The organism is Polaromonas sp. JS666 (genome assembly GCF_900103405.1).
GTDB lineage: Bacteria > Pseudomonadota > Gammaproteobacteria > Burkholderiales > Burkholderiaceae_C > Polaromonas.
The window spans coordinates 27,980-47,581 of record NZ_FNHX01000005.1 but is presented as its reverse complement, the minus strand read 5'-3'; the positions used below and the strand labels follow the sequence as shown (position 1 = coordinate 47,581).

Sequence of the window (19,602 nt, the reverse complement as noted above, 5' to 3'; positions counted from 1 at the left end):
GCCTGCATGGGCGGCTGCTTTCCCCGGCGCCGCGTTCATCCCCCACCACCAAGGACCGACCATGACCGCTCGCCGCCAATTCCTGGCCACCGCTGCCGCCGCGACAGCCGCCGCCTTTGCCATGCCCGATGCCTCGGCTTTCTTTTCGCTGGGCCGCACGCCCACGACCGCGCCCGAGTTCGCCGGCATAGACAACTGGCTCAACTCGGCGCCGCTGCGCATGGCCGACCTGCAGGGCAAGGTGGTGCTCATCGATTTCTGGACCTATACCTGTATCAACTGCCTGAACCACTTGCCGGCCGTGAAGTCCTGGCATGAGAAGTACAAAAGCCAGGGCCTTGTGACGGTGGGTGTGCACACGCCCGAGTTCGCGTATGAAAAATCGACGAGGAATGTGAAGGCCGCGATGGAGCGCCTGGGCATACAGCATGCCGTGGCCCAGGACAACAGCTACGCCACCTGGCGGGCCTTCAGCAACAACTACTGGCCCGCGATTTACCTGGTCGACAAGAAGGGCATGATTGTCTACAGCCACTTCGGCGAGGGGCGTTACGCCGAGACGGAAAAGGCCATACAGGCTTTGCTGGCCCAATAAAGGCCGGCCCCCGGGGGCACAATGCCGGGGTCACGCAATTTTCCAGGACAGCCATGCAGCAGCAGCCAGACCACATCCTCATTGTTGACGACGACCGCGAGATCCGGGAGCTGCTGGGCAGCTACCTCGAAAAAAACGGCCTGCGCGTGACCAAGGTGGAGTCGGGCCGGCACATGCGCGCGGCGCTGGAGAATGCGGCGGTGGACCTCATCGTGCTGGACCTCATGCTGCCCGGCGAGGACGGCCTGACCTTGTGCCGCGACCTGCGCGCCGGCAAACACAAGGCCATTCCCATATTGATGCTGACCGCGCGCAACGAGGAGGCCGACCGCATCCTGGGCCTGGAGATGGGCGCCGATGACTACCTCGCCAAACCTTTTGCGGCGCGCGAGCTGCTGGCGCGCATACGCTCGGTGCTGCGCCGCACGCGCATGCTGCCGCCGAATCTGCAGGTGGAAGAAAGCTCCCACCTGCTGAGCTTCGGCGACTGGCAGCTTGACACCACGGGCCGCCACCTGCTGGACGCCAGCGGCACGCTGGTGCCGCTCAGCGGCGCCGAATACCGGCTGCTGCGCGTCTTCCTGGACCACCCGCAGCGTGTGCTCAACCGCGACCAGCTGCTCAACCTCACGCAGGGGCGCGATGCCGAATTGTTCGAGCGCTCCATAGACCTGCTGGTGAGCCGGCTGCGCCAGCGCCTGGGCGACGGGGCGCGCGAGCCGCGCTACATCAAGACGGTGCGCAGCGAGGGTTATGTGTTCAGCGCCGCGGTGCAGGGCCGGCCGGAGGCCGCATGACCGAGGCCCGCCGGCGCTGGCCGCACAGCCTGTTCGCGCGGCTGATGCTGATCCTGCTGCTGGGCATACTGGCGGCCCAGGCCATGTCCTACCTGCTGGTGATGTATGAGCGCGGCCTGGTGGGCCGCGACCTGATGCTGGACAACCTCGAAAAAGACATCACCAGTTCCGTCGCCATCCTGGACCGGGTGCCGCCGGCCGAGCGCCCCAACTGGCTGCCGCTGATAGACCGCAAGAACTACCGCTACCAGCTGGACGGCGGCATCACCGAGCAGGGCGGCGACAACGAGATCGTGGCGCGCGTCAGCGCATCGATCGCCCACGCGGTGGACAAGCGCTACCAGGTCACGGTCAATGCGATTGCCGGCGACCCCAAGCGGGTGCACATCCACCTGCGCTTGAGCGACGGCGCGCCGGTGACCATCAACCTCTGGGCCGCGGCCACGCCGATCTCGCCCTGGCTGCCGGCGCTGCTGCTGCTGCAGCTGTCGCTGCTGGCCGTCTGCGCTTTTTTTGCGGTGCGCATCGCGACCCAGCCGCTGCGGCGTCTGGCCCATGCGGCCGACGCGCTGGGCCCCGACCTCAAAGGCACGGCGCTGCCCGAAGGCGGGCCGACCGAGGTGGCGCGCGCCTCCAGCGCCTTTAATGCCATGCAGCGGCGCATTGCGGGCTACCTGGCCGAGCGCACGCAAATCCTGGCCGCCATCTCGCACGACCTGCAGACGCCCATCACGCGCATGCGCCTGCGCACCGACCTGATGGACGACGAAGAACAGCGCGGCAAGCTGCAGCACGACCTCGATGAAATGGTGGCCCTGGTGCGCGAGGCGCTGGCCTATGCGCGCAGCCTGCATGGCGCCGACGAGGCCCCGCGCAGGGTGGACCTCGACGCCCTGCTGGACACCCTGCGCTGCGATTACGAGGACGCCGGTAAACAAGTCACGGTGAGCGGGCGGGTCGGCCGGCCCGTGATGGGCCGGCCGCTGGCGCTGCGCCGCATCCTGGGCAATCTCAGCGACAACGCGCTCAAGTTCGGCAAAGAGGTCGAGCTGGCGGTACAAGTCAATGCCGACCAGGCCATAGAGATCTTGGTGCTGGACCGCGGGCCCGGCATCCCCGAATCCGAACTCGAGGCGGTGCTGCAGCCCTTTTACCGCGTGGAAAGCTCCAGGAACCGCGATACCGGCGGTACCGGCCTGGGCCTGGCCATCGCGCAGCAGCTGGCCGCATCCATAGGCGCCCGCCTGAGCCTGGCCAACCGGACCGGCGGCGGGCTGGCCGCGCGGCTGGTGATGCCGGCCGCTTCGCCTGTTGAACCCTGACATGAAAAAAGCCGGCCTGCCCGAGTGATCGGACAGGCCGGCTTTGCCTGTGCGTGATACGGACTTAGACCAGGTTGATCTCCACATCGATATTGCCGCGCGTAGCCTTGGAGTAAGGGCACAGCTGGTGGGCGGCATCCACGATGCTGCGCGCCGTCGCGCTGTCCAGGCCCGGAAGCATGACATTCAGGCGCGCCTGCAGGAAGAAGGCCTCGCCGGCCGTGCCCAGGTCCACCTCGGCATCGACGGCCACGCCGGCCGGCAGGCTGACTTTTTGCGCGGCGGCGGCGCGGCCCATGGCGCCGATAAAACAGGCCGACCAGCCGGCCGCGAACAGCTGTTCGGGGTTGGTGCCCTGGCCGGCGCTGCCGGGTGGGGACAGCTTGATGTCCAGGCGGCCGTCGGCGCTGCGGGATTCGCCGTTGCGCCCGCCGGTGGTGTGGGTCTTGCCCGTGTACAGGACTTTGTCGAGATGGTTGATGGTGGTCATGGTGTTTCCTTGTGGAGGGTTAAAAAAAAGATGCGTCGGGAAAGAGCCCCTGGCATTCGCGAAGCACAGATGAATTACAAGGCGCCGGTTTGTCGCCGATATCTCGGTAACGCAATGTTCTGTACGCGCAAGGCCGCTGGACACACTGCGGTACAAATCTCCCGCACCCCTTGTGCGGCGATCAGCCTGGCTCGCGGCCCGAGCGCCACACGACCGCAGGCCGGGAGCTGATGCACTGGCAACTGAGCGGGTTGCGCAGCTCATGCGCGAAGCCGCCTGCGAAGAAGGTCAAGGCGAACCAGAGTTTTTGCATGATGTTCAGCCAAAGGTAAAGGCATACACATGCGCACCGGGATCCAGGAACTCGATCTCGAACAAGTGGTCGCCCGCCGAGGCCGGCAGCCTGACCAGCTGGTACAGCCGGTGCGCGTCGATCACGCCGCTGCCGTCCGCCGCGATGTCGGTGCCGTGGCTTTGGGCCGGCGGCTTGCCGTCGACCCGCACACGAAAGCGCACCGGCGCGGCGCCGGCATCGCGGCCCAGCACCAGGTGCAGGTCGCGTGCGCGAAAACGGTAAGCCAGGCGCGCGCCGGCCTGTACCGCGACGGCGCGCTCGGCTTCCACCAGCCACTGCCCGCCCAAGGTCCAGTGGTTCAGCGCCACCCTCGCGGCCGCTTCGTAGCGCTGCGCGCGGTCGGCCTGCAGGCCGCCGGCCGGCACGAAGTTGACGGCGCGCTCATGGCCTACATAGGTCTCACCCGACAGCACCCGGTCGCCGGGCGCGGCCTGCGCGCCCTCGCCCCGCACCGCGACCAGGCCGGCATCGCGCACGCCCTGGCCGTTTCTTTCGGCCAGCAGTTTCTGGATCAGGCGTTCGGAAGCCTCGTACTGCCCTTCGCCAAACACCTGGTGGCGCACCCTGCCCTGGGCATCGACAAAATACAGCGCCGGCCAGGCCTGGTTGTCAAAGCCGCGCCAGATCGCATGCCGGCTGTCGATGGCCACGGGATAAGCCAGCCCCAAGTCCTTGACGGCCCTGCGCACGTTGCTTTCGTTTTTTTCAAATGCGAACTCCGGCGAATGCACACCCAGCACGACCAGGCCGGCCTCGCGGTATTTGTCGGCCCAGGCACGGATATAAGGCAGGGTGCGCAGGCAGTTGATGCACGAGTAAGTCCAGAAATCGACCAGCACCACCTTGCCGCGCAGGTCCGCGCCAGCCAGCGGCGCCGTGTTGATCCAGCCGGTGGCGCCGGCCAGCGGCGCGAAGGTGCTGTCCTGCCAGGCTGCTGTGGAGGCCGGCGCAGTTTCGGCTTTTGCGGCGGCGAGCGGGAGGGCATCAGTCACGGCCAGTTGCCCATCGCGCGGCGCCTGCGTTTGAAAGACATTGATCAGCGTCTGCTCAATTTTTGAGGTGCTGCGCAGCGACAGCTGGCTCAACAGCCCCGTGTCCAGCCCGGTGGCGATCAGCGCCACACCGGCCAGCACCGCCGCCCCCATGGCCCGCCTGGCCCACTGGCTCACACCCAGCGAACGCCGCAGCAGCGCATACACACGCCCGCCCACCAGCAGCGACAGTGCCAGCGAGACGGCCGCCCCGCCCGCATAGGCCAGCAGCAGCAAGGAGGTGCCCGCGTTCGCACCCTGGATGGCCGCGCCGGTAAGGATCAGGCCCAGCACCGGGCCCGCGCAGGGCGCCCACAACAAACCAGTGGCCGCGCCCAGTACCAGCGAGGACAGCAGCGAAGGGTTCCCGCCTTCACCGGAAGAGGCCATGCGCGCGCCCAGTGCCACCACAGGCCGAGCCAGGCGGTCGGCCAGGCCCGGAAACATCAGCGTCAGCGCAAATACGGCGAGGAGCCCCAGCGCCGCGACACGCCCATATTCATTGGCCTGCACCGCCCAGCCGCCGCCCACAGCGGCCAGCGTGGCCACCGCGGTAAAAGCCAGGGCCATGCCCAGCAGCATGGGCAGGCCGTTGCGCAGAAAGGGCCGGTCGGCACGCGCCAGCACAAAAGGCAGGACCGGAAGAATGCAGGGGCTGACGATGGTCAGCACACCGGCGGCAAAGGCAAGAATGAGGAAGCTCATGGTTGGGCGGGTTCAGGAGTGGGCACCTCGTGATTGAACCGCCCTTGCGTATCCGCGCTGTGTCGCCGGCACCGCCTCATGGCATGCGGCTGTATCCACGGCCTGCGCGGATACATAGGCATACAAAACCGTGGCCGGTCCCGCCTGGCGCGCCTGCGGCGGCCGCCCCACCGCATGCAAAACTTACCCTCAGTTGCTGTGGGCTACCCTGTGGATAAACCTTTGCACAGGCCCGCGGAGCCGCGCCGGCACTGGCGTGCCGCCGGATGCCCAAAATTTGACCATCTTGGCGCCCGGCGTGGCCTGGGCACCGCCGGGGGCCTCAGGCCGCCATCGCCACCTCCAGCGCGCGCGATGCGGCTGCCGCCGCAGCCGCCACCAGCGCCGGGCGCGCCTGGCCGCGCTGGGCCGCCTTGTCGCGGTTGGCGCGCTGCACCGCCGCCACGTCGATGATCAGCGCGACATTGCCGTCGCCCAGGATGGTCGCGCCTGAAATACCGGGCACCTTGCGGTAATTGGTCTCCAGGTTTTTCACCACGACCTGGTGCTGGCCCACGAGCTGGTCGACCAGCAACGCAAAGCGCGTGCCCTCGGCCTGCACGATGACGGCAATGCCCTGGGTGGGCACACGCACCGCGCCGGCCACGTCGAAGAGCTTGTGCAGCTCGAGCAAAGCCAGGTATTCGCCGCGCACATGCATGACGTGCTCGTCGGCGGTGATGGAGTGCACGTCCTTGTCCAGCGGCTGCAGCGATTCGATGACGTAGTTCAGCGGCAGGATGTAGACCTCCTCGCCGACCTTGACCGACATGCCGTTGAGGATGGCCAGCGTCAGCGGCAGCACGATGCGAATCGTCGTGCCCTTGCCCTGGACGGAGGCGATCTCCACATGGCCGCCCATTTCATGGATGTTGCGCTTGACCACGTCCATGCCGACGCCGCGGCCCGACACGTCGGTGACCGCTTCGGCCGTGGAAAAGCCCGGCGCGAAGATCAGCTGCCACACGTCCTCGTCCGGCATGGATTCGCTGACCGGCATGCCCTGCTGCAAGGCCTTGGCCAGGATTTTTTCGCGCACCAGGCCGCCGCCGTCGTCCTTGACCTCGATCACGATGCTGCCGCCCTGGTGCTGGGCCGACAGCGTCAGCCGGCCTACCGGGTCCTTGCCGGCGTAGGCGCGGCGCTCCGGGCCCTCGATGCCGTGGTCCAGGCTGTTGCGCACCAGATGGGTGATGGGGTCGATGATGCGCTCGATCAGGCTTTTGTCGAGTTCGGTTTCCTTGCCGACCGTGACCAGCTGCACCTGCTTGCCGAGCTTGGCCGAGAGGTCGCGGATCAGGCGCGGGAAGCGGCTGAACACGTAGTCCATGGGCATCATGCGTATGGACATGACCGATTCCTGCAGGTCGCGCGCATTGCGCTCCAGGTGGCCCATGCCGCTGAGCAAGCGCTCGTGCACCACCGGGTCCAACAGGGAGGCGGTCTGCGTCAGCATGGACTGGGTGATGACCAGCTCACCGACCAGGTTGATGATCTGGTCGACTTTTTCGACGTCCACGCGTATCGAGCTCGACTCCTTGTTCTGCACAGCGGCGGCGGCCGGTGCCGGCGCGCCTGCGGCGGCGGGCGCGGACTGGCTCGCAGGCTGCGGCGCGGCCGCTTCAGCTTGCGGCGCCGCGACCGGCTGGGCTGGCGCAGCGGGCGCGCCCTCTTCATGGATATCGATTTGCTCGGCCTCGATGATGAAGCAGCAGACCGCGATCACGTCGTTGCCGTCGCAGCCGGTCTTGAGCCAGATCGTCAGGCTGCCCTCTTCCTGGGTCTGCGCCGTCACCTGGCCCAGGTTGGCCATCTCCTCGCTGAGCAGCTTGCAGTCGTTCTCCGACACCTTGGAAAAGCGCACCTTCAGGGTCCGCTCGGTTGCGGCCACGGGTTCCGCCTGAGGCTGGGCCACGGGTGCCGGCGCCGGTGGCGCGGCGATCACGGGCGGCGCGGGCGGCGTTCCGCCGGCTTCCAGCGCGAGCTGCTGCAGCACCGCGCAGATCTCGGCCACCATGCCGGCTTCGGGCTCGGCGCCGGCCCTGTAGGCGCTCAATTGTTTTTGCAACACGTCCTTGGTCTCCAGAAAGGCATCCATCATCTTGGTATTGAGTTTGAGCTCGCCGTGGCGCGCCCGGTCCAGCAGGTTTTCCAGCAGGTGGGTGGTGTCGGTCAGCGCGGCAAAACCGAAGGTGGCCGCGCCGCCCTTGATGGAATGCGCGGCGCGGAACACCGCGTTGAGGTGTTCGCCGTCGGGCGCCTCCAGGTCCAAGCCCAGGAACAGCTGCTCCATCTCGGCCAGCAACTCGTCGGCTTCTTCAAAAAATGTCTGGTAGAACTGGGTGATGTCCATAGGGGGAAGGTTTCTCTTGTTGGCTGCCGCGCCGGCCTCAGGCCCGCGCCGGGTTCATCAGGCTGCCCACCACGGCCAGCAGTGTTTCGGGCTCTATCGGTTTGCACAGCCAGCCGGTGGCGCCGGCCTGCCGCGCGTCGGCCTTGCTGGCCTCGTTGCTCAAGGTGCTGAGCACCAGGATGGGCAGGGCCGCGGAATCGGGCCGCGCGCGCAGCCGGCGCGTGAGCTCGCAGCCGTCCATGGGGACCATGGTCCAGTCGGTCAGCACCAGGTCCACGGGGGTGTCCACGATCCGCTCCAGCGCGGCCTGGCCGTCGCCGGCCAGCAGCACCTGGTAGCCGCCCTCTTCGAGGACGGCGGAGTTGAGGTGGCGCATCACGGCCGAATCGTCGACCACCAGGATGGTTTTTTTGCTCATCAGGTCCGGCTTTCAGGTTTGGCGGGGCTGGGGTTCAGGGCCTGCGGCGCGCCGACCGGCTTGATCACGGGGCCGGCGCCGTTGGCGGCCCTGGCGCCCTTGCCCACCGCGAGCAAGGGTGCGCTGGCGGTCGCGGCATTGCCGTTTTCGATGTCGGCCTGGGCGCGCTTGTTCAGCACCAGGATGCTGATGCGCCGGTTGACAGCCGCGTAAGGGTCGTCGTTGTTCAGGTGCACGCTGGACGACACCCCCATGACGCGCAGGATCTTGCCGTCCTGCATGCCGCCTGCCACCAGCTCGCGCCGCGAGGCATTGGCCCGGTCGGCCGACAGCTCCCAGTTGCTGTAGGACTTGTCGCCCTGCGAGTACACGGTGGCGTCGGTGTGGCCGGACAGCGTGAGCTTGTTGGGCTGCTCGTTGAGCACCGGGCCGATCTCGCGCAGGATGCTGCGCATATAGCTCACCACCACGGCGCTGGAACGATCGAACATGGGCCGGTTGTTGCTGTCGACGATCTGGATGCGCAGGCCCTCGGGCGTGATGTCGATCAGCAGCTGGGGCCGGAACTGCCTGAGCACCGGGCTGGACTCGATCACGCTGTCCAGCCGCTCCTTGAGCGCTTCCAGGCGCTGGCCGTCGTCCGGGTCCTTGCCGCTGTCGGCGGCCGCCTGCCGGACTTCGCCGTCCGCATGGCTGGGGTCGGCGCCGCCGCCGGGAATCACCTGGGTGCTGGTGCTGCTTTTTTTGCCGCCGGCAATCGCCACCTTCAGCGGCATCTTGAACTGGTCGGCGATGCCCTCGAGCTGCTTGGGCGATGAGATGCTCAGAATCCACAGCACCAGGAAGAAGGCGAACATGGCCGTCATGAAATCGGCGAACGCGATCTTCCAGGCGCCGCCATGGTGGGCGGCCGCCTTCACGGGGCGCCGTATGACGATGATTCTGCGCGCGGTCTCGCTCATGGAAATGTCGCCGGGTTGCGTTGGCCAGCCGCCTCAGCGCGCCTTGACCTCGCGCACATGGCCGTCCAGCTCGGTGAAGGACGGCCGCTCGGTCGAGTACAAAATCTTGCGGCCGAACTCCACCGCGAGCTGCGGCGCATAGCCGTTGAGGCTGGCCATCAGCGTGACCTTGATGCACTGGTAGGCCTTGAGCGACTCCGCCACCTTGTGCTCTATCAGCGTGGCCAGCGGCGACACAAAGCCGTAGGCCAGCAGGATGCCCAGGAAAGTGCCGACCATGGCGTGCGCGATCAGCTGGCCCATCTCGGCCGGCGGCAGGTCGGCCGAGGCCAGCGCATGCACCACGCCCAGCACGGCCGCCACGATGCCCAGGGCCGGCAGCGCGTCGCCCACGCGCGCCAGGCTGTGGGCGGGGACCTCCGCCTCATGCTTGTAGGTTTCGAGTTCGTGCTCCATGAGCTGCTCGATCTCGAAGGGGTCGGTGTTGCCGCTCACGATCAGGCGCAGGTAGTCGGTCAGGAACTCCAGCACCCGCGCGTCGCCCAGGATCACGGTGTAGGGCGCGAACAGCGGGCTGTTGTGCGGGTCGTCGATCTCGGACTCCAGCGCCATCATGCCGTCCTTGCGGCCCTTGGACAGCAGCACGTACAGCAGGGCCAGCAGCTCCATGTAGAGCGCCTTGTCGTGTTTTTTCGAGCTGGCCAGCAGCTTGGGCAGCTCTTTCAGGGTGGCGCGTATGGTGCGGCCGTCGTTGCCCGCGACGAAGGCGCCCACGGCGGCCCCGCCGATGATGAGCAACTCCAGCGGCTGGTACAGCACCCCGAAATGCCCGCCCATCATGGCGTAGCCGCCAAACACGGAGGCGACGACGACGAGGTAGCCGATGATGACAAGCATGGGGTTCTCCAGCGGATCGGTAAAAAGAAAGCTGCCCCGCCCTCAGGCGGTGCGCGAGCTGTTCATCACATTGGCAAGCCACTGCGACGAGGAGATCGCGGGCGTTCCGCCGGCGGCCGCGGGGCTGCCGCCTTCGGCCTCGTCGCGCTTGGCGCCCGAGGGGCGGGTCTTGCCGGCGCGCGAGGGCGGGCGGCACAGCACGCACACATAGTTGCTCTGCGAGTCATGGGCATGGGCGACAAACAGGCCCGTGCAGCGCGTGCAGGTGCTCAGCTGCAGCATGTCGCTGTCGAAAAAACGCACCAGCGTCCAGGCCCGCGTGAAGTCCAGCACCGGCTCGCCGCCCTGCTGCTGCACCTGCTCGATGTACAGGCGGTAGCTTTTGATGATGGCGTTGATGCGGGTGCAGCCGCCGTGGACCACCATGAAGCGGTAGATGTTGTAGAACATCGACGAGTGGATGTTGGACAGCCAGGTCATGAACCAGTCCGTCGAAAAGGGCAGCAGGCCCTTGGGCGGGGAGGTCCCCTTGAGCTCCTTGTAGAGCTTGATCAGCCGGTCCCGGCTCAGGCTGGTTTCGGCCTCCAGGAACTGCAGGCGGGCGCCCAGCTTGATCAGGTCCATGGCCAGGTGGATTTCCCTGGCCTCCACGATGACGCTTTTACCGGCCATGGCGATTTCCGGGCAAGGAGCGGCTCGAGGCCGAAACGCGGGACATCACCGGACCGCCTCAAGCTGCTGGCCTGACAACAGGATCGCGGCATGCGCCTGCTGCAGCGCCGGGTTCTTGCCTTCCAGGGTCAGCGCCGACAGCATGGGATGGTCGTCGAAGCGGAAACGGCAGAGCAGCAGGCTGGAGCCCGCCAATTTCACAATCTGGGAAAGCGACAGGCTGCCCAGCAGGTCAGCCAGCTCCCGGCTCATGCCGAGCCGGTACATCGCCAGCGCAATGTCTTCCGTCACCAGCCGCTTTGCGAGCAGCAGGTAGGCCAAATTCAAATCGCCAATGTCGTTGGCGGTACCAGTGTCAATCACGTTGCGTTCCTGTTCTTTCAAAATTTGCATGTAGAGCGGTGAACGAGTCATCCATCACAGTCAATTTCGTCACCTGTCACAGATTGATTGAGCGGCTTGTCGTACGACTTCCCCTCAATTGCAATTTTTAACACATTAAATTGACAATTACATGAACAAATCAAATTTATCAATTAAGTAACATTTAAGCGATAAAACAGGAAAATTTAGTAATGAACCGAAGAATTTAATGAAAATATGGGTATTTCAGATGGATAGAAAATCGACTGAATAATGTTTAAGTATTCGTTTCTTCATTTTCTAATTGATGGACCCATGTGAGCATTTCTGCAACAGCGAGGTACAAATTTGGCGGAATTCTGCTGTCCAGATCTACATGCATTAACAATTTCACCAATTCCAGGGAGGCGTGAACATAGAGTCCGCTGTCTTTTGCGCGCTGGACAATGGCCTCGGCGACCGCCCCATAACCCTTGGCCACCACGGTTGGCGCCTCGCCGGCGGCGCCCAGGGACAGCGCCACGGCTTCGGCGCGGGGGCCTTGCGGGCTGCCGCCCCGGCCGGCTTCCCTGTCGTCAGACGACCTGTCAGGCATTGCCATTTCCCCCTGAATCCGCCGAATCTGCGGGATCGGCGATACCAGCTGCGCCGCCTATGCGCAAATCCGTCAGCGCCAGCCCCACGCTTTGCAGGCGCTGCGACAGCTGGTCGCCGGCCTGGTTCAGCACGGCCGCCGTGCCGTCCCGAGAGGCGTCCAGGCGCAGCTGCAGCGCCGTGCCGCTGAGCCCCAGTCGCACGTCCAGCGTTCCCAGCCGGGGCAGCCGCAGCGTCATGCGGGTGACCCAGGCGGCGGGCGCCGTTCCCACGCCGCCCTCGCCGGCCTGGCGCTCGCGGCCTGGTTCGGGCTCCTGGCGTTCCTGGCATATCTCCCAGTCCATGGGAACGCCGGGCCAGCCCTCGCCGCTCCAGCGGAACACCGGCTGCGCCAGCATGTCGAGCTGCTGGCGCACCAGGCCCAGGGCTTCGGGGTGTATCGCCGCCGCGGGGTGGCCGGCGCGCGCGCTGTCCGCCGGCGCGGCGCTGGAAACAGGCAGGTCGGCATCGGGCAGTGAAAAATCGTGCGGGCTGGCTGGTGCTGGCTCCGGCAGGCCGCCGGGTCCGTAGGTCACGGGCGGGCCGGCTTTGCCCAGGGGCGCGGCCAATGAAGGCGCGGCCGCTTCCGGTTTTTCCGGCACCTCCGGGATCTCCGGCGTTTGCGGCAGCGGCCCGGCCTCAGTCACAGCGGATGGAGCAGGTGGAACGGACGGCAGCGCCGCCATTCCCTCCAGCAGCAGCGCAAGAGAAACAAGCGTCGAACCGGCAGCGCCAGGCGGCAAGGGAGGGCTCACATCCGGCGGCTGCGCGGCGGCCGGCAAGGCCAGGCCGGCCTGCGGCTCGCGCGCCAGCTGCGCCAGCGTGCGCTGGCCGGCTGTGAATTGCTGCAAATGCGATTCGTAAAAAAGGCCGGATTCGGCCACCGTGCGCGCCAGGGCGGCCGCCAGCAACGGCACCGCGGAGGCTCGCACGTCGGCTTGCAGCGCCGCCTGGCCGCGCACGGCGGGCGTGCTGCCCGGCGGGACCTCCAGCAGCGCGCTGACCGTGCGCGCGGCGGCGCTCAAGGTGACGGCGCCTTCCACCCTGACAGGGGCCAGGCTTGCCGGAACGCCGTCACGGCCACAGAGGCCGAAGAGGCCCACGCCCAGCTCGCGCTGCAATGCCTCGCGCGAAGGCAGGCGGATGTCGTTGTCCACCTTCTGCACATTCGCCACGGCGCCCGGGCCGGCGATTTCAGCCTGCGCCTTCAGCGGTACCAGGTCCACGCGCTGCCCCAGCCGCGTGGCCAGCAAGGTATCCACCAGAGGCGTCACGCCGCTCATGGCAGGTAGGCGTCGTCCGGCTGGCCGTAAGCCTTGTGCAGGCTGCGCTGCCGGTCCAGGCTTTTCATGACGCCGACCAGCTTGGACAGCTGGGGCATGATCATGCCGACGATCTCACTCGAGTTGGCGCTGATGCGGCCCAGCAGCACATACTTGCGCGCCGACTGCGCCTCGTCCAGCGTGCTCAGCGGCTCTATGTCCTTCAGGCGCTCCACCATGCTGCTGCACTGCCCTTCCAGCCGGGGCAGCTCGCCCCACTGCTTGGCGCGCGCCAGCACCAGCATGCGCTCGGTCAGCGGGGCGATCTGCTCGTAGCAGTGCATCACTTCACTTTGTGATCCCATGCCTCAAGCCCCCGTGGAAAAACGCGACACCGCGGGCGCGGCCGGCACCTGAAGCGGCCGCGGCCGCTGCGGATCGATCTCGCGCCAGGCCGAGCTCACGCTGTCCAACAGCCGGTCGGCCTCGTCCAGCAGCGCCGGGTCGTTGCGCAGGTTGGCGTACAGCAGGCGCTGCGTGACGTAAGCGTAAAACGCCGACAGGTCCGCCACCAGCTGGGCGCCGGCCGCGCCCGCGGCGTCCGCGTCCAGGCTGGCCTTCAGGCCGTTGTCGACGATGTTGATGGCCTTGGAAATCGCCTGGCCCTTGGCGCTGATGTCCTTGTTCGCCATGTGGTGGCGCGCCATCGCGATGGCCGTCTTGGCGCCGTCGAACAGCATGGTGATCAGCTGGTGCGGCGAGGCGCTCATGGCCGCGCTTTCGGTGCCGACCTTGGCATAGGCATGGGCGCCCGGGTGGTAGGTAAAAGGTTGTGTGTGGGGTTGGGTGTGCATGGTGAATGGCGACCGGCCGGCTTGCTTATTTCTTGCTCGAGCTCATGTTGGCGAACTGCTGCGTGAGGTAGTTGGCGGTGGAGTTCATGCGCGAGACCAGCAGGTCCAGCTGGGTGAACTGCGCCTTGTAGCGAGCGATCGTCGCGTCCACCCGGCTCTGGGTCGCGGCGTACTGGCTGTCCAGCGACTTCAGCGTGGTCTCCACGCCGGTCGCGGCCGCGCTGATCATGCCGGTGCTGCTGGTGAAGCCGTCCAGCAGCGAAGAGACCTGCTTGCCGATGCCGCCGCTTGTTCCGTTGCCGGCGAACAGCTCGGCCACCGCGCCCTGCTTGTCCGCGAACGCGGCCTTGAGTTTGGACGCGTCGAAGGCCAGGGTGCCGTCCTTCTGGAAGCTCACGCCGACCCGCGACAGCACCTTGAGCTCGCCGGCCTGCGGCGTGTTGAGCGCCGCGCGTATGCGCGTCTGTATGGTGCGCAGCGTCGAGTCGCCGACCAGGGCCGCGCCGGTCTGCTTTTCGGTGTCGTATTTGGTCAGCTGCGCCGCCGTGCTCTGCAGGCTGTTGTAGGCCGTGACGAAACCGTTGATGGCCGCCTCCACTGCCGAGGTGTCGCGGCTCACCGTCAAGGTGCTGGTGCCGGTTTTCGCCAGCGTCATGGTCACGCCGGGCGCGGCGTCGACCACCGTGTTGGTCTTGGAGGTCACCGGGATGCCGTTGACCTTGAGCGCCGCATTGCCGGCCGCCGCCGTCTGCCGCAGGGCCTGCGCGCCCGATGCGTCGTGCTTGAGCAGGCCTTGCAGGCTGGCGTCGCCGGCCACGGAAATGCGCATGCTCGAAGCCTCGCCGGTTTCCTTGGAGGTCAGCACCAGGCGGTAGGGCGAGGCGCCGCCGTCATTGACGATGCTGGCCGTCACGCCGATGTCGGTGCTCTTGTTGATCGCGTCGCGCAAGCCCTCCAGCGAGTTGTTGCTGTCGTCGATCACGATGGACTTCGCGGCGCGCGCGGCATCCGGCGTGAAGCTCGCGCCGCTGTAGGTGCCGGTGGCGTCGCTGAAGCTTCCGCCCGAGATGGTGCCGAAATCAATGGTGACGGTGCCCTTGCCCACCGCGGCCTTGGTGCTGGACACACCGGCCGCGGCCAGCGACTGCGCGCTGGCCAGCCGGCTCACGTCCACCGTGTAAATGCCCGCCGTGGCCGATGCCTGGCCCGTGGCCGAGAGCACGTCGCTGGCGCTGGAAGTGGTCTTGATGCCCTGGAACAAATTGGCGTCGGACAGCTTGGCCGCCGCCGTCTGCAGGGTGCTGAGCGCGTTCTTGAGCGTGCCGTAGGCCGACAGCTTCGCGGTGTAGCTGATCTGCTGCTTTTGCAACAGCACCAGCGGCTGGCTTTCCGCCTTGGTGAGGTCGGTGAGCAGGTCGTTCAGGTTCAGGTTGGACCCGACGCCCAGGCTTGAAATCGATGCCATCTATAACTCCTCAATGTTCCCGAATATTCCTGGACCAGGCGCCGCCTCAAACAGCTTGATGGACGAGCAGGCCCTGCAGCTTGCCGAGCGCGCGCGAAATCCGCACCACCTCTTCCGAAGGCATCTGCCGGATCAGCTCGCCGCTTTCCACGTCGACCACCTTGACGACCATGGTGTCGGCCTCCTTGTCGAACTCGAACTGCACGCCGATGGAGGACATCCGCAAGGACTCGTTGATCTCGGCCAGCGCGCTGCGTTCGCGCTCGGGCTCCGCCTTGGGCAGCGTTTCGGCCGGCAGCTCGCGGGCCGCGCCGGCGCGGGCTGAAAGGGCGGGCTGCGGCGCGGCATCGCGCCACGCAGCGGCCGTCGCGGTCGTGGCGGCATTGGCGGAAATCGTCATGCGGGGTTCTCCTCGGAAAATCGCTAGGCACTCCCGCCTGGCGCCCCAAGCGGGAGTGCGTAGCGCAGGCGGCCAAAGCCGCCTGGCTTGCACACGGCGAGGACGCGCCTTCCGAAGAAGGCGCGCCTTGCGCGATTAACGCAGCAGGGACAGAACGCCCTGGGTCGTCTGGTTGGCCTGGGCCAAAACAGAGGTACCGGCCTGTTGCAGGATGTTGGCGCGCGTCATGTTGGACACTTCGGTCGCGTAATCCGCGTCTTCGATGCGCGAGCGCGAGGAAGACAGGTTGGTCACCGTGGTGCCCAGGTTGGAGATCACCGAGTCAAAACGGTTTTGCACCGCACCCAGCGAACCGCGCAGGTCGTCCACCACTTTCAGGGCGGCGTCGATCTTCTTGAGCGCGTTGCCGGTGGCGGCGCCCGCGAATTCGGTCGTGGGCGTTGCGCCGCTCAGGACGATGTCGGTGCCGTCAACCGTGTTGCTGCCGGCGGCGGCGGTGTCGGTCAGCGCGGCCTGGATGCCGGCCAGGCCGTAGTTCTTGCCCTGGATGGAGACGAAGGCGGTCACAGTGCCGGCAGCGTCGGTGCCGACCTTGACGGGCTGGGTCGTCAGGGTCACGGCGGCCGCGACGCCGTTGGCGGGATCGGTGAAATCAACCGTGGCCGTGTTCAGCGTCACAGCGCCGGTGGCGGGAGCCACGGAAGCCGCGTAGAAGTCGTCACCGCTCTTCACCACCCAGGTTGCCGTGGGGGCGCCGCCTGCGGTCAGCACATTGTGCAGGGACAGGTCGGAAGCGTTGACCGTGGCGCCGGTGGCTGCGGTCAGCGACGTGGCAACGGCGCTCAGGTCGGTGGCAACGGGTGCGCCGACGCCTGGATCGACCGTGAGGTAGGCGGCGCTGACGGGCAGCGCGTTGCTGGCGACCGAGAAGCCGGTCATCTTGAGGCTGGCGGAGTCGATCTGCTTGAGGTTGATGTCGATGGTTTCGCCGTCGTTCGCGCCGACCTGGATGCTCAGCTTGTTGTTGGCGGCCAGCACTTTCACGCCGTTGAAGTCGGTCTGTGCCGAGGTGCGGTCGATTTCTTCCAGGCGCTGGGTGATTTCAGCCTGGATCGAGGCCTTGTCGGCCACCGAGTTGGAACCGTTGGCCGACTGCACGGCCAGTTCGCGGATGCGCTGCAGGTTGCTGTTGATTTCGGTCAACGCGCCTTCAGTCGTCTGCGCCAGCGAGATGCCGTCGTTGGCATTGCGCTGCGCGACAGCCAGGCCCTTGATGTTGGCCGTGAAGCGGTTGGCGATGGCCTGGCCGGCCGCGTCGTCCTTGGCGCTGTTGATGCGCAGGCCGGAGGACAGGCGCTGGATGGCCGTGTTCAGCGAGGACTGCGACTTGTTGAGGTTGTTCTGCGTGAGCAGGGAAAGCGAGTTGGTATTGATGACTTGGGCCATGAGGGACTCCTGATTACATAGGTTGTGGACTCCGGCTAACTTGCCGTCACGCTGGCCTTGCCTGCCATGACAGTCTGCAAGCCACCGTTGTCCAGCTTATCGGCCGGGCTCCGGAAAATCTTTAACCCGCGGCGCAAAATAATTCGCGCCCGCCCCTCATCACGCCGGCATGTTCATGATTTCCTGGTAAGCCGCAACCACGCGGTTGCGCACCTGCAGCCCCATCTGGAAACCGATGTTGGCCTTTTGCATGTCGACCATCACGTCGTTGAGCGCCACGCCGGGTTTGCCCAGCTCGAAGGCCTCGGCCTGGCTGTAGGCGTTCTGCTGGCTTTCGCTGATGCGGTCCAGCGATTTTTTGAGCTCGCCCGCGAAGCCGCCGGCCGCGGCCTCGCCGCCTTGCGCCGCTGAAGGGGCCGAAGCCTGGGCCAGCGCGCGCATTTGCTGCAGCACGGACTCGATCGAAGAAATAGCCATGGTGTTTCTTTCAGGCGCGTGCGCGCCCCTGTTTGGATGACGGCATGAAGCGTAGCGGCGGGGCCGGCGCGCGCATCAGGCCAAAAGACGGCAAAAGCCCCGGCTATTCGGCGGATCGGGAAGCCAGGCCGGCTCTGACAATTCTTCACAAGGACCCGCCCCGTGCCCCTGCCGTGCGCGGATGCCGGTCGCCTCTTCGACTCATTGCCTCAGCCATTGAATAAGACCTGTTGTATGTCCACTGTTGTTCCGGCCGCACGGCCACCATGCAGCCTCCGCTTCATCGCCGCGCCTTCGCGCGGCGCGGTGACGGCGGCCGGGTGAGCGCGTGAACTCCGCCGCACTGGGCACCGACACGGCCCTGCCCAAAGCGCCGCCATGGCTGGCGCAGCTGCGCGCCAACCCGCGCCTGCCGCTGATGCTGGGCGCGTCCGCCGCGGTGGCCGCCATCGCCGCGCTGTGGCTGTGGAGCCGCGCGCCCGACTACGGCGTGCTCTACAGCAATCTGTCCGACCGCGACGGCGGCGCCATCATCGCGTCGCTGCAGCAGATGAACATCCCCTACAAGTTCACCGAGGGCGGCGGCGCGCTGCTGGTGCAGGCCAACAAGGTGCCCGAGGCGCGCCTGCGCCTGGCCGCCCAGGGCCTGCCCAAGGGCGGCACCGTCGGCTTTGAACTGATGGACGCGCAGAAATTCGGCACCAGCCAGTTCGCCGAGCAGGTCAACTACCAGCGCGCCCTGGAAGGCGAGCTCGCGCGCTCCATCAATTCCATTTCCGCCGTCGAGTCGGCGCGCGTGCACCTGGCGCTGCCCAAGCCTTCGCTGTTCGTGCGCGACCAGAAAAAACCCAGCGCCTCCGTGGTGCTGAGCCTGCACCGCGGCCGCAGCATCGACGAGGGCCAGGTCAGCGCCATCGTGCACCTGATCTCCAGCAGCGTGCCCGAGCTCTCGGCCAAAAGCATCACCGTGGTCGACCAGGCCGGCAACCTGCTCTCGGCGGCCAACGCCGGCACGCGCGGCCTGGACGTGAGCCAGCTCAAGTACACCCAGGAAATCGAGCAGGGCTACATCCGCCGCATCGAAGCCATCCTGCAACCCATCCTGGGCGCGGGCAATGTGCATGCGCAGGTGGCCGCCGACATCGACTTTTCCATTGTCGAAAATACCGACGAGAAATTCCGCCCCAACCAGGAACCCGGCAGCGCGGCCATACGCAGCCAGCAGTCCAGCGAGTCCAATCAGGGGGGCAACGGCCCGGCCACGGGCGTGCCCGGCGCTTTAAGCAACCAGCCGCCGCCGGACCCGGTCGCGCCCATCACCGCGCCTTCGCAGATCAAGCCGGGCACGCCGCCCGGTACCGCGCCAGGGGCCCAGCTCAAGATGAGCGCCGAACTCGGCTCGGCCGGCACGGCACCGCGCGCGGCGGGCCCGGGCGGCAACTCGCGCAGGGACGTCACCACCAATTACGAGGTGGACCGCTCCATACGCCACACACAGCAGGGCGCGGGCGGCATCAAGCGCCTGTCGGTCGCGGTGGTGGTCAATGACCGCCGAAGCACGGGGGCCGGCAAACGCGCGGCGCTGACGGCGGCCGAACTCGAGCAGATCCGCAACCTGGCACGCCAGGCCATGGGTTTTAGCGCCGAGCGTGGCGACTCGCTCAATGTGGTCAACAGCCCCTTCGCCGCCGACACCGAAACCCCCGAGCTGCCGCTGTGGCGCCAGCCCGAGACCCTCGAGGTCGCCAAGTCCTCGGTCAAATACCTGCTGCTGGGCTTGCTGGCGCTGTATCTGTGGCTGGCCGTGCTGCGGCCGCTGCTGCGCAAACACCTGCAGCCCGCGCCAGCGGCGGCGTTCACGGCGAATGCGGCGGATGGGGACATCACCCCCGGCCTTGGCGAAGCGGCCAGCGCGCAGGCGCAGGCCCTGGAGAAAGAACAGCGCGAACGCCGCGAGCAGCGGCACCAGGCCAACCTCCAGTATGCGCAGGACATGGCGGCCAAGGAGCCGGCCATGGTGGCCATGCTGATCAAACACTGGACCGAAAAAAATGGCGGATGAAGGC

The 19,602-nt window shown here is 66.7% G+C and carries 21 protein-coding genes; 4 read left to right on the top strand and 17 right to left on the bottom strand.

The annotated features are described in order from the left end of the window. Positions 1-61: 61 nt before the first annotated feature. From BLQ85_RS13780 to BLQ85_RS13770, 3 genes are read left to right on the top strand one after another with little or no spacing between them, the layout of a single operon-like run. Positions 62-595: a thioredoxin family protein gene (locus BLQ85_RS13780; RefSeq protein WP_074577830.1), complete on the top strand. Its 534-nt coding sequence runs from the start codon at positions 62-64 to the stop codon at positions 593-595. 53 nt (positions 596-648) lie between these two features. Then, a complete protein-coding gene (locus tag BLQ85_RS13775; RefSeq protein ID WP_074577829.1) occupies positions 649-1,392 on the top strand; it encodes a response regulator in 744 nt (247 codons plus the stop codon). Next, positions 1,389-2,714: an ATP-binding protein gene (locus BLQ85_RS13770; protein WP_074577828.1), complete on the top strand. Its 1,326-nt coding sequence runs from the start codon at positions 1,389-1,391 to the stop codon at positions 2,712-2,714. Before BLQ85_RS13775 ends, BLQ85_RS13770 begins: the two co-directional genes overlap by 4 nt. A gap of 64 nt (positions 2,715-2,778) precedes the next feature. On the opposite strand, the gene BLQ85_RS13765 is transcribed toward BLQ85_RS13770, so the two are convergent. From BLQ85_RS13765 to fliE, 17 genes are all read right to left on the bottom strand, one after another. Next, entirely contained in the window at positions 2,779-3,204 is a 426-nt protein-coding gene (locus BLQ85_RS13765; protein ID WP_074577827.1) for an organic hydroperoxide resistance protein, read from the bottom strand. A 181-nt stretch (positions 3,205-3,385) separates the two neighbouring features. Continuing rightward, positions 3,386-3,517, bottom strand: a complete 132-nt coding sequence (locus tag BLQ85_RS24900; RefSeq protein WP_256375444.1) for a hypothetical protein — start codon at positions 3,515-3,517, stop codon at positions 3,386-3,388. A gap of 5 nt (positions 3,518-3,522) precedes the next feature. Further along, a complete protein-coding gene (locus BLQ85_RS13760; RefSeq protein ID WP_074577826.1) occupies positions 3,523-5,295 on the bottom strand; it encodes a cytochrome c biogenesis protein DipZ in 1,773 nt (590 codons plus the stop codon). Positions 5,296-5,617: 322 nt separating this feature from the next. Beyond that, positions 5,618-7,687, bottom strand: a complete 2,070-nt coding sequence (cheA, locus tag BLQ85_RS13755; RefSeq protein WP_074577825.1) for a chemotaxis protein CheA — start codon at positions 7,685-7,687, stop codon at positions 5,618-5,620. Between the two features lie 37 nt (positions 7,688-7,724). Further along, positions 7,725-8,105 carry a response regulator gene (locus BLQ85_RS13750; protein WP_074577824.1) on the bottom strand — a complete coding sequence of 127 codons (381 nt, stop codon included), beginning with the start codon at positions 8,103-8,105 and terminating at the stop codon, positions 7,725-7,727. Next, entirely contained in the window at positions 8,105-9,067 is a 963-nt protein-coding gene (gene motB, locus BLQ85_RS13745) for a flagellar motor protein MotB (RefSeq protein ID WP_083336860.1), read from the bottom strand. The genes BLQ85_RS13750 and motB overlap by 1 nt, the downstream gene beginning before the upstream one ends. Positions 9,068-9,100: 33 nt before the next feature. Continuing rightward, positions 9,101-9,964 carry a flagellar motor stator protein MotA gene (gene motA / locus BLQ85_RS13740; protein WP_074577822.1) on the bottom strand — a complete coding sequence of 288 codons (864 nt, stop codon included), beginning with the start codon at positions 9,962-9,964 and terminating at the stop codon, positions 9,101-9,103. A gap of 42 nt (positions 9,965-10,006) precedes the next feature. Next, entirely contained in the window at positions 10,007-10,636 is a 630-nt protein-coding gene (gene flhC, locus BLQ85_RS13735; protein ID WP_074577821.1) for a flagellar transcriptional regulator FlhC, read from the bottom strand. Between the two features lie 45 nt (positions 10,637-10,681). Beyond that, positions 10,682-11,050 (bottom strand): flagellar transcriptional regulator FlhD, encoded by a 369-nt coding sequence (gene flhD / locus BLQ85_RS13730; RefSeq protein ID WP_371327286.1) that lies wholly within the window; start codon positions 11,048-11,050, stop codon positions 10,682-10,684. A gap of 226 nt (positions 11,051-11,276) precedes the next feature. Continuing rightward, the gene (locus BLQ85_RS13725; protein ID WP_074577820.1) at positions 11,277-11,594 is read right to left on the bottom strand and encodes an EscU/YscU/HrcU family type III secretion system export apparatus switch protein; all 318 of its coding nucleotides are present in this window, start codon (positions 11,592-11,594) and stop codon (positions 11,277-11,279) included. Next, positions 11,587-12,915: a flagellar hook-length control protein FliK gene (locus BLQ85_RS13720; protein ID WP_074577819.1), complete on the bottom strand. Its 1,329-nt coding sequence runs from the start codon at positions 12,913-12,915 to the stop codon at positions 11,587-11,589. The genes BLQ85_RS13725 and BLQ85_RS13720 overlap by 8 nt, the downstream gene beginning before the upstream one ends. Then, positions 12,912-13,259, bottom strand: a complete 348-nt coding sequence (locus BLQ85_RS13715; RefSeq protein WP_083336859.1) for a flagellar protein FliT — start codon at positions 13,257-13,259, stop codon at positions 12,912-12,914. The genes BLQ85_RS13720 and BLQ85_RS13715 overlap by 4 nt, the downstream gene beginning before the upstream one ends. A 3-nt stretch (positions 13,260-13,262) precedes the next feature. Beyond that, on the bottom strand, positions 13,263-13,748 hold the full coding sequence (fliS, locus tag BLQ85_RS13710; RefSeq protein WP_074577818.1) for a flagellar export chaperone FliS: 486 nt from the start codon (positions 13,746-13,748) through the stop codon (positions 13,263-13,265). A 25-nt stretch (positions 13,749-13,773) separates the two neighbouring features. Then, positions 13,774-15,213: a flagellar filament capping protein FliD gene (gene fliD, locus BLQ85_RS13705; RefSeq protein WP_074577817.1), complete on the bottom strand. Its 1,440-nt coding sequence runs from the start codon at positions 15,211-15,213 to the stop codon at positions 13,774-13,776. A 46-nt stretch (positions 15,214-15,259) separates the two neighbouring features. Next, entirely contained in the window at positions 15,260-15,613 is a 354-nt protein-coding gene (locus tag BLQ85_RS13700; protein WP_074577816.1) for a flagellar protein FlaG, read from the bottom strand. 135 nt (positions 15,614-15,748) lie between these two features. Next, positions 15,749-17,059, bottom strand: coding sequence for a flagellin FliC (locus BLQ85_RS13695; protein ID WP_074577815.1), 1,311 nt, complete (start codon positions 17,057-17,059; stop codon positions 15,749-15,751). 159 nt (positions 17,060-17,218) lie between these two features. Continuing rightward, positions 17,219-17,536: a flagellar hook-basal body complex protein FliE gene (fliE, locus tag BLQ85_RS13690; RefSeq protein ID WP_074577814.1), complete on the bottom strand. Its 318-nt coding sequence runs from the start codon at positions 17,534-17,536 to the stop codon at positions 17,219-17,221. A 328-nt stretch (positions 17,537-17,864) separates the two neighbouring features. Here fliE and fliF point away from each other — a divergent pair, with 328 nt between their 5' ends. Continuing rightward, positions 17,865-19,598: a flagellar basal-body MS-ring/collar protein FliF gene (gene fliF / locus BLQ85_RS13685; RefSeq protein WP_074577813.1), complete on the top strand. Its 1,734-nt coding sequence runs from the start codon at positions 17,865-17,867 to the stop codon at positions 19,596-19,598. Positions 19,599-19,602: the final 4 nt, after the last annotated feature.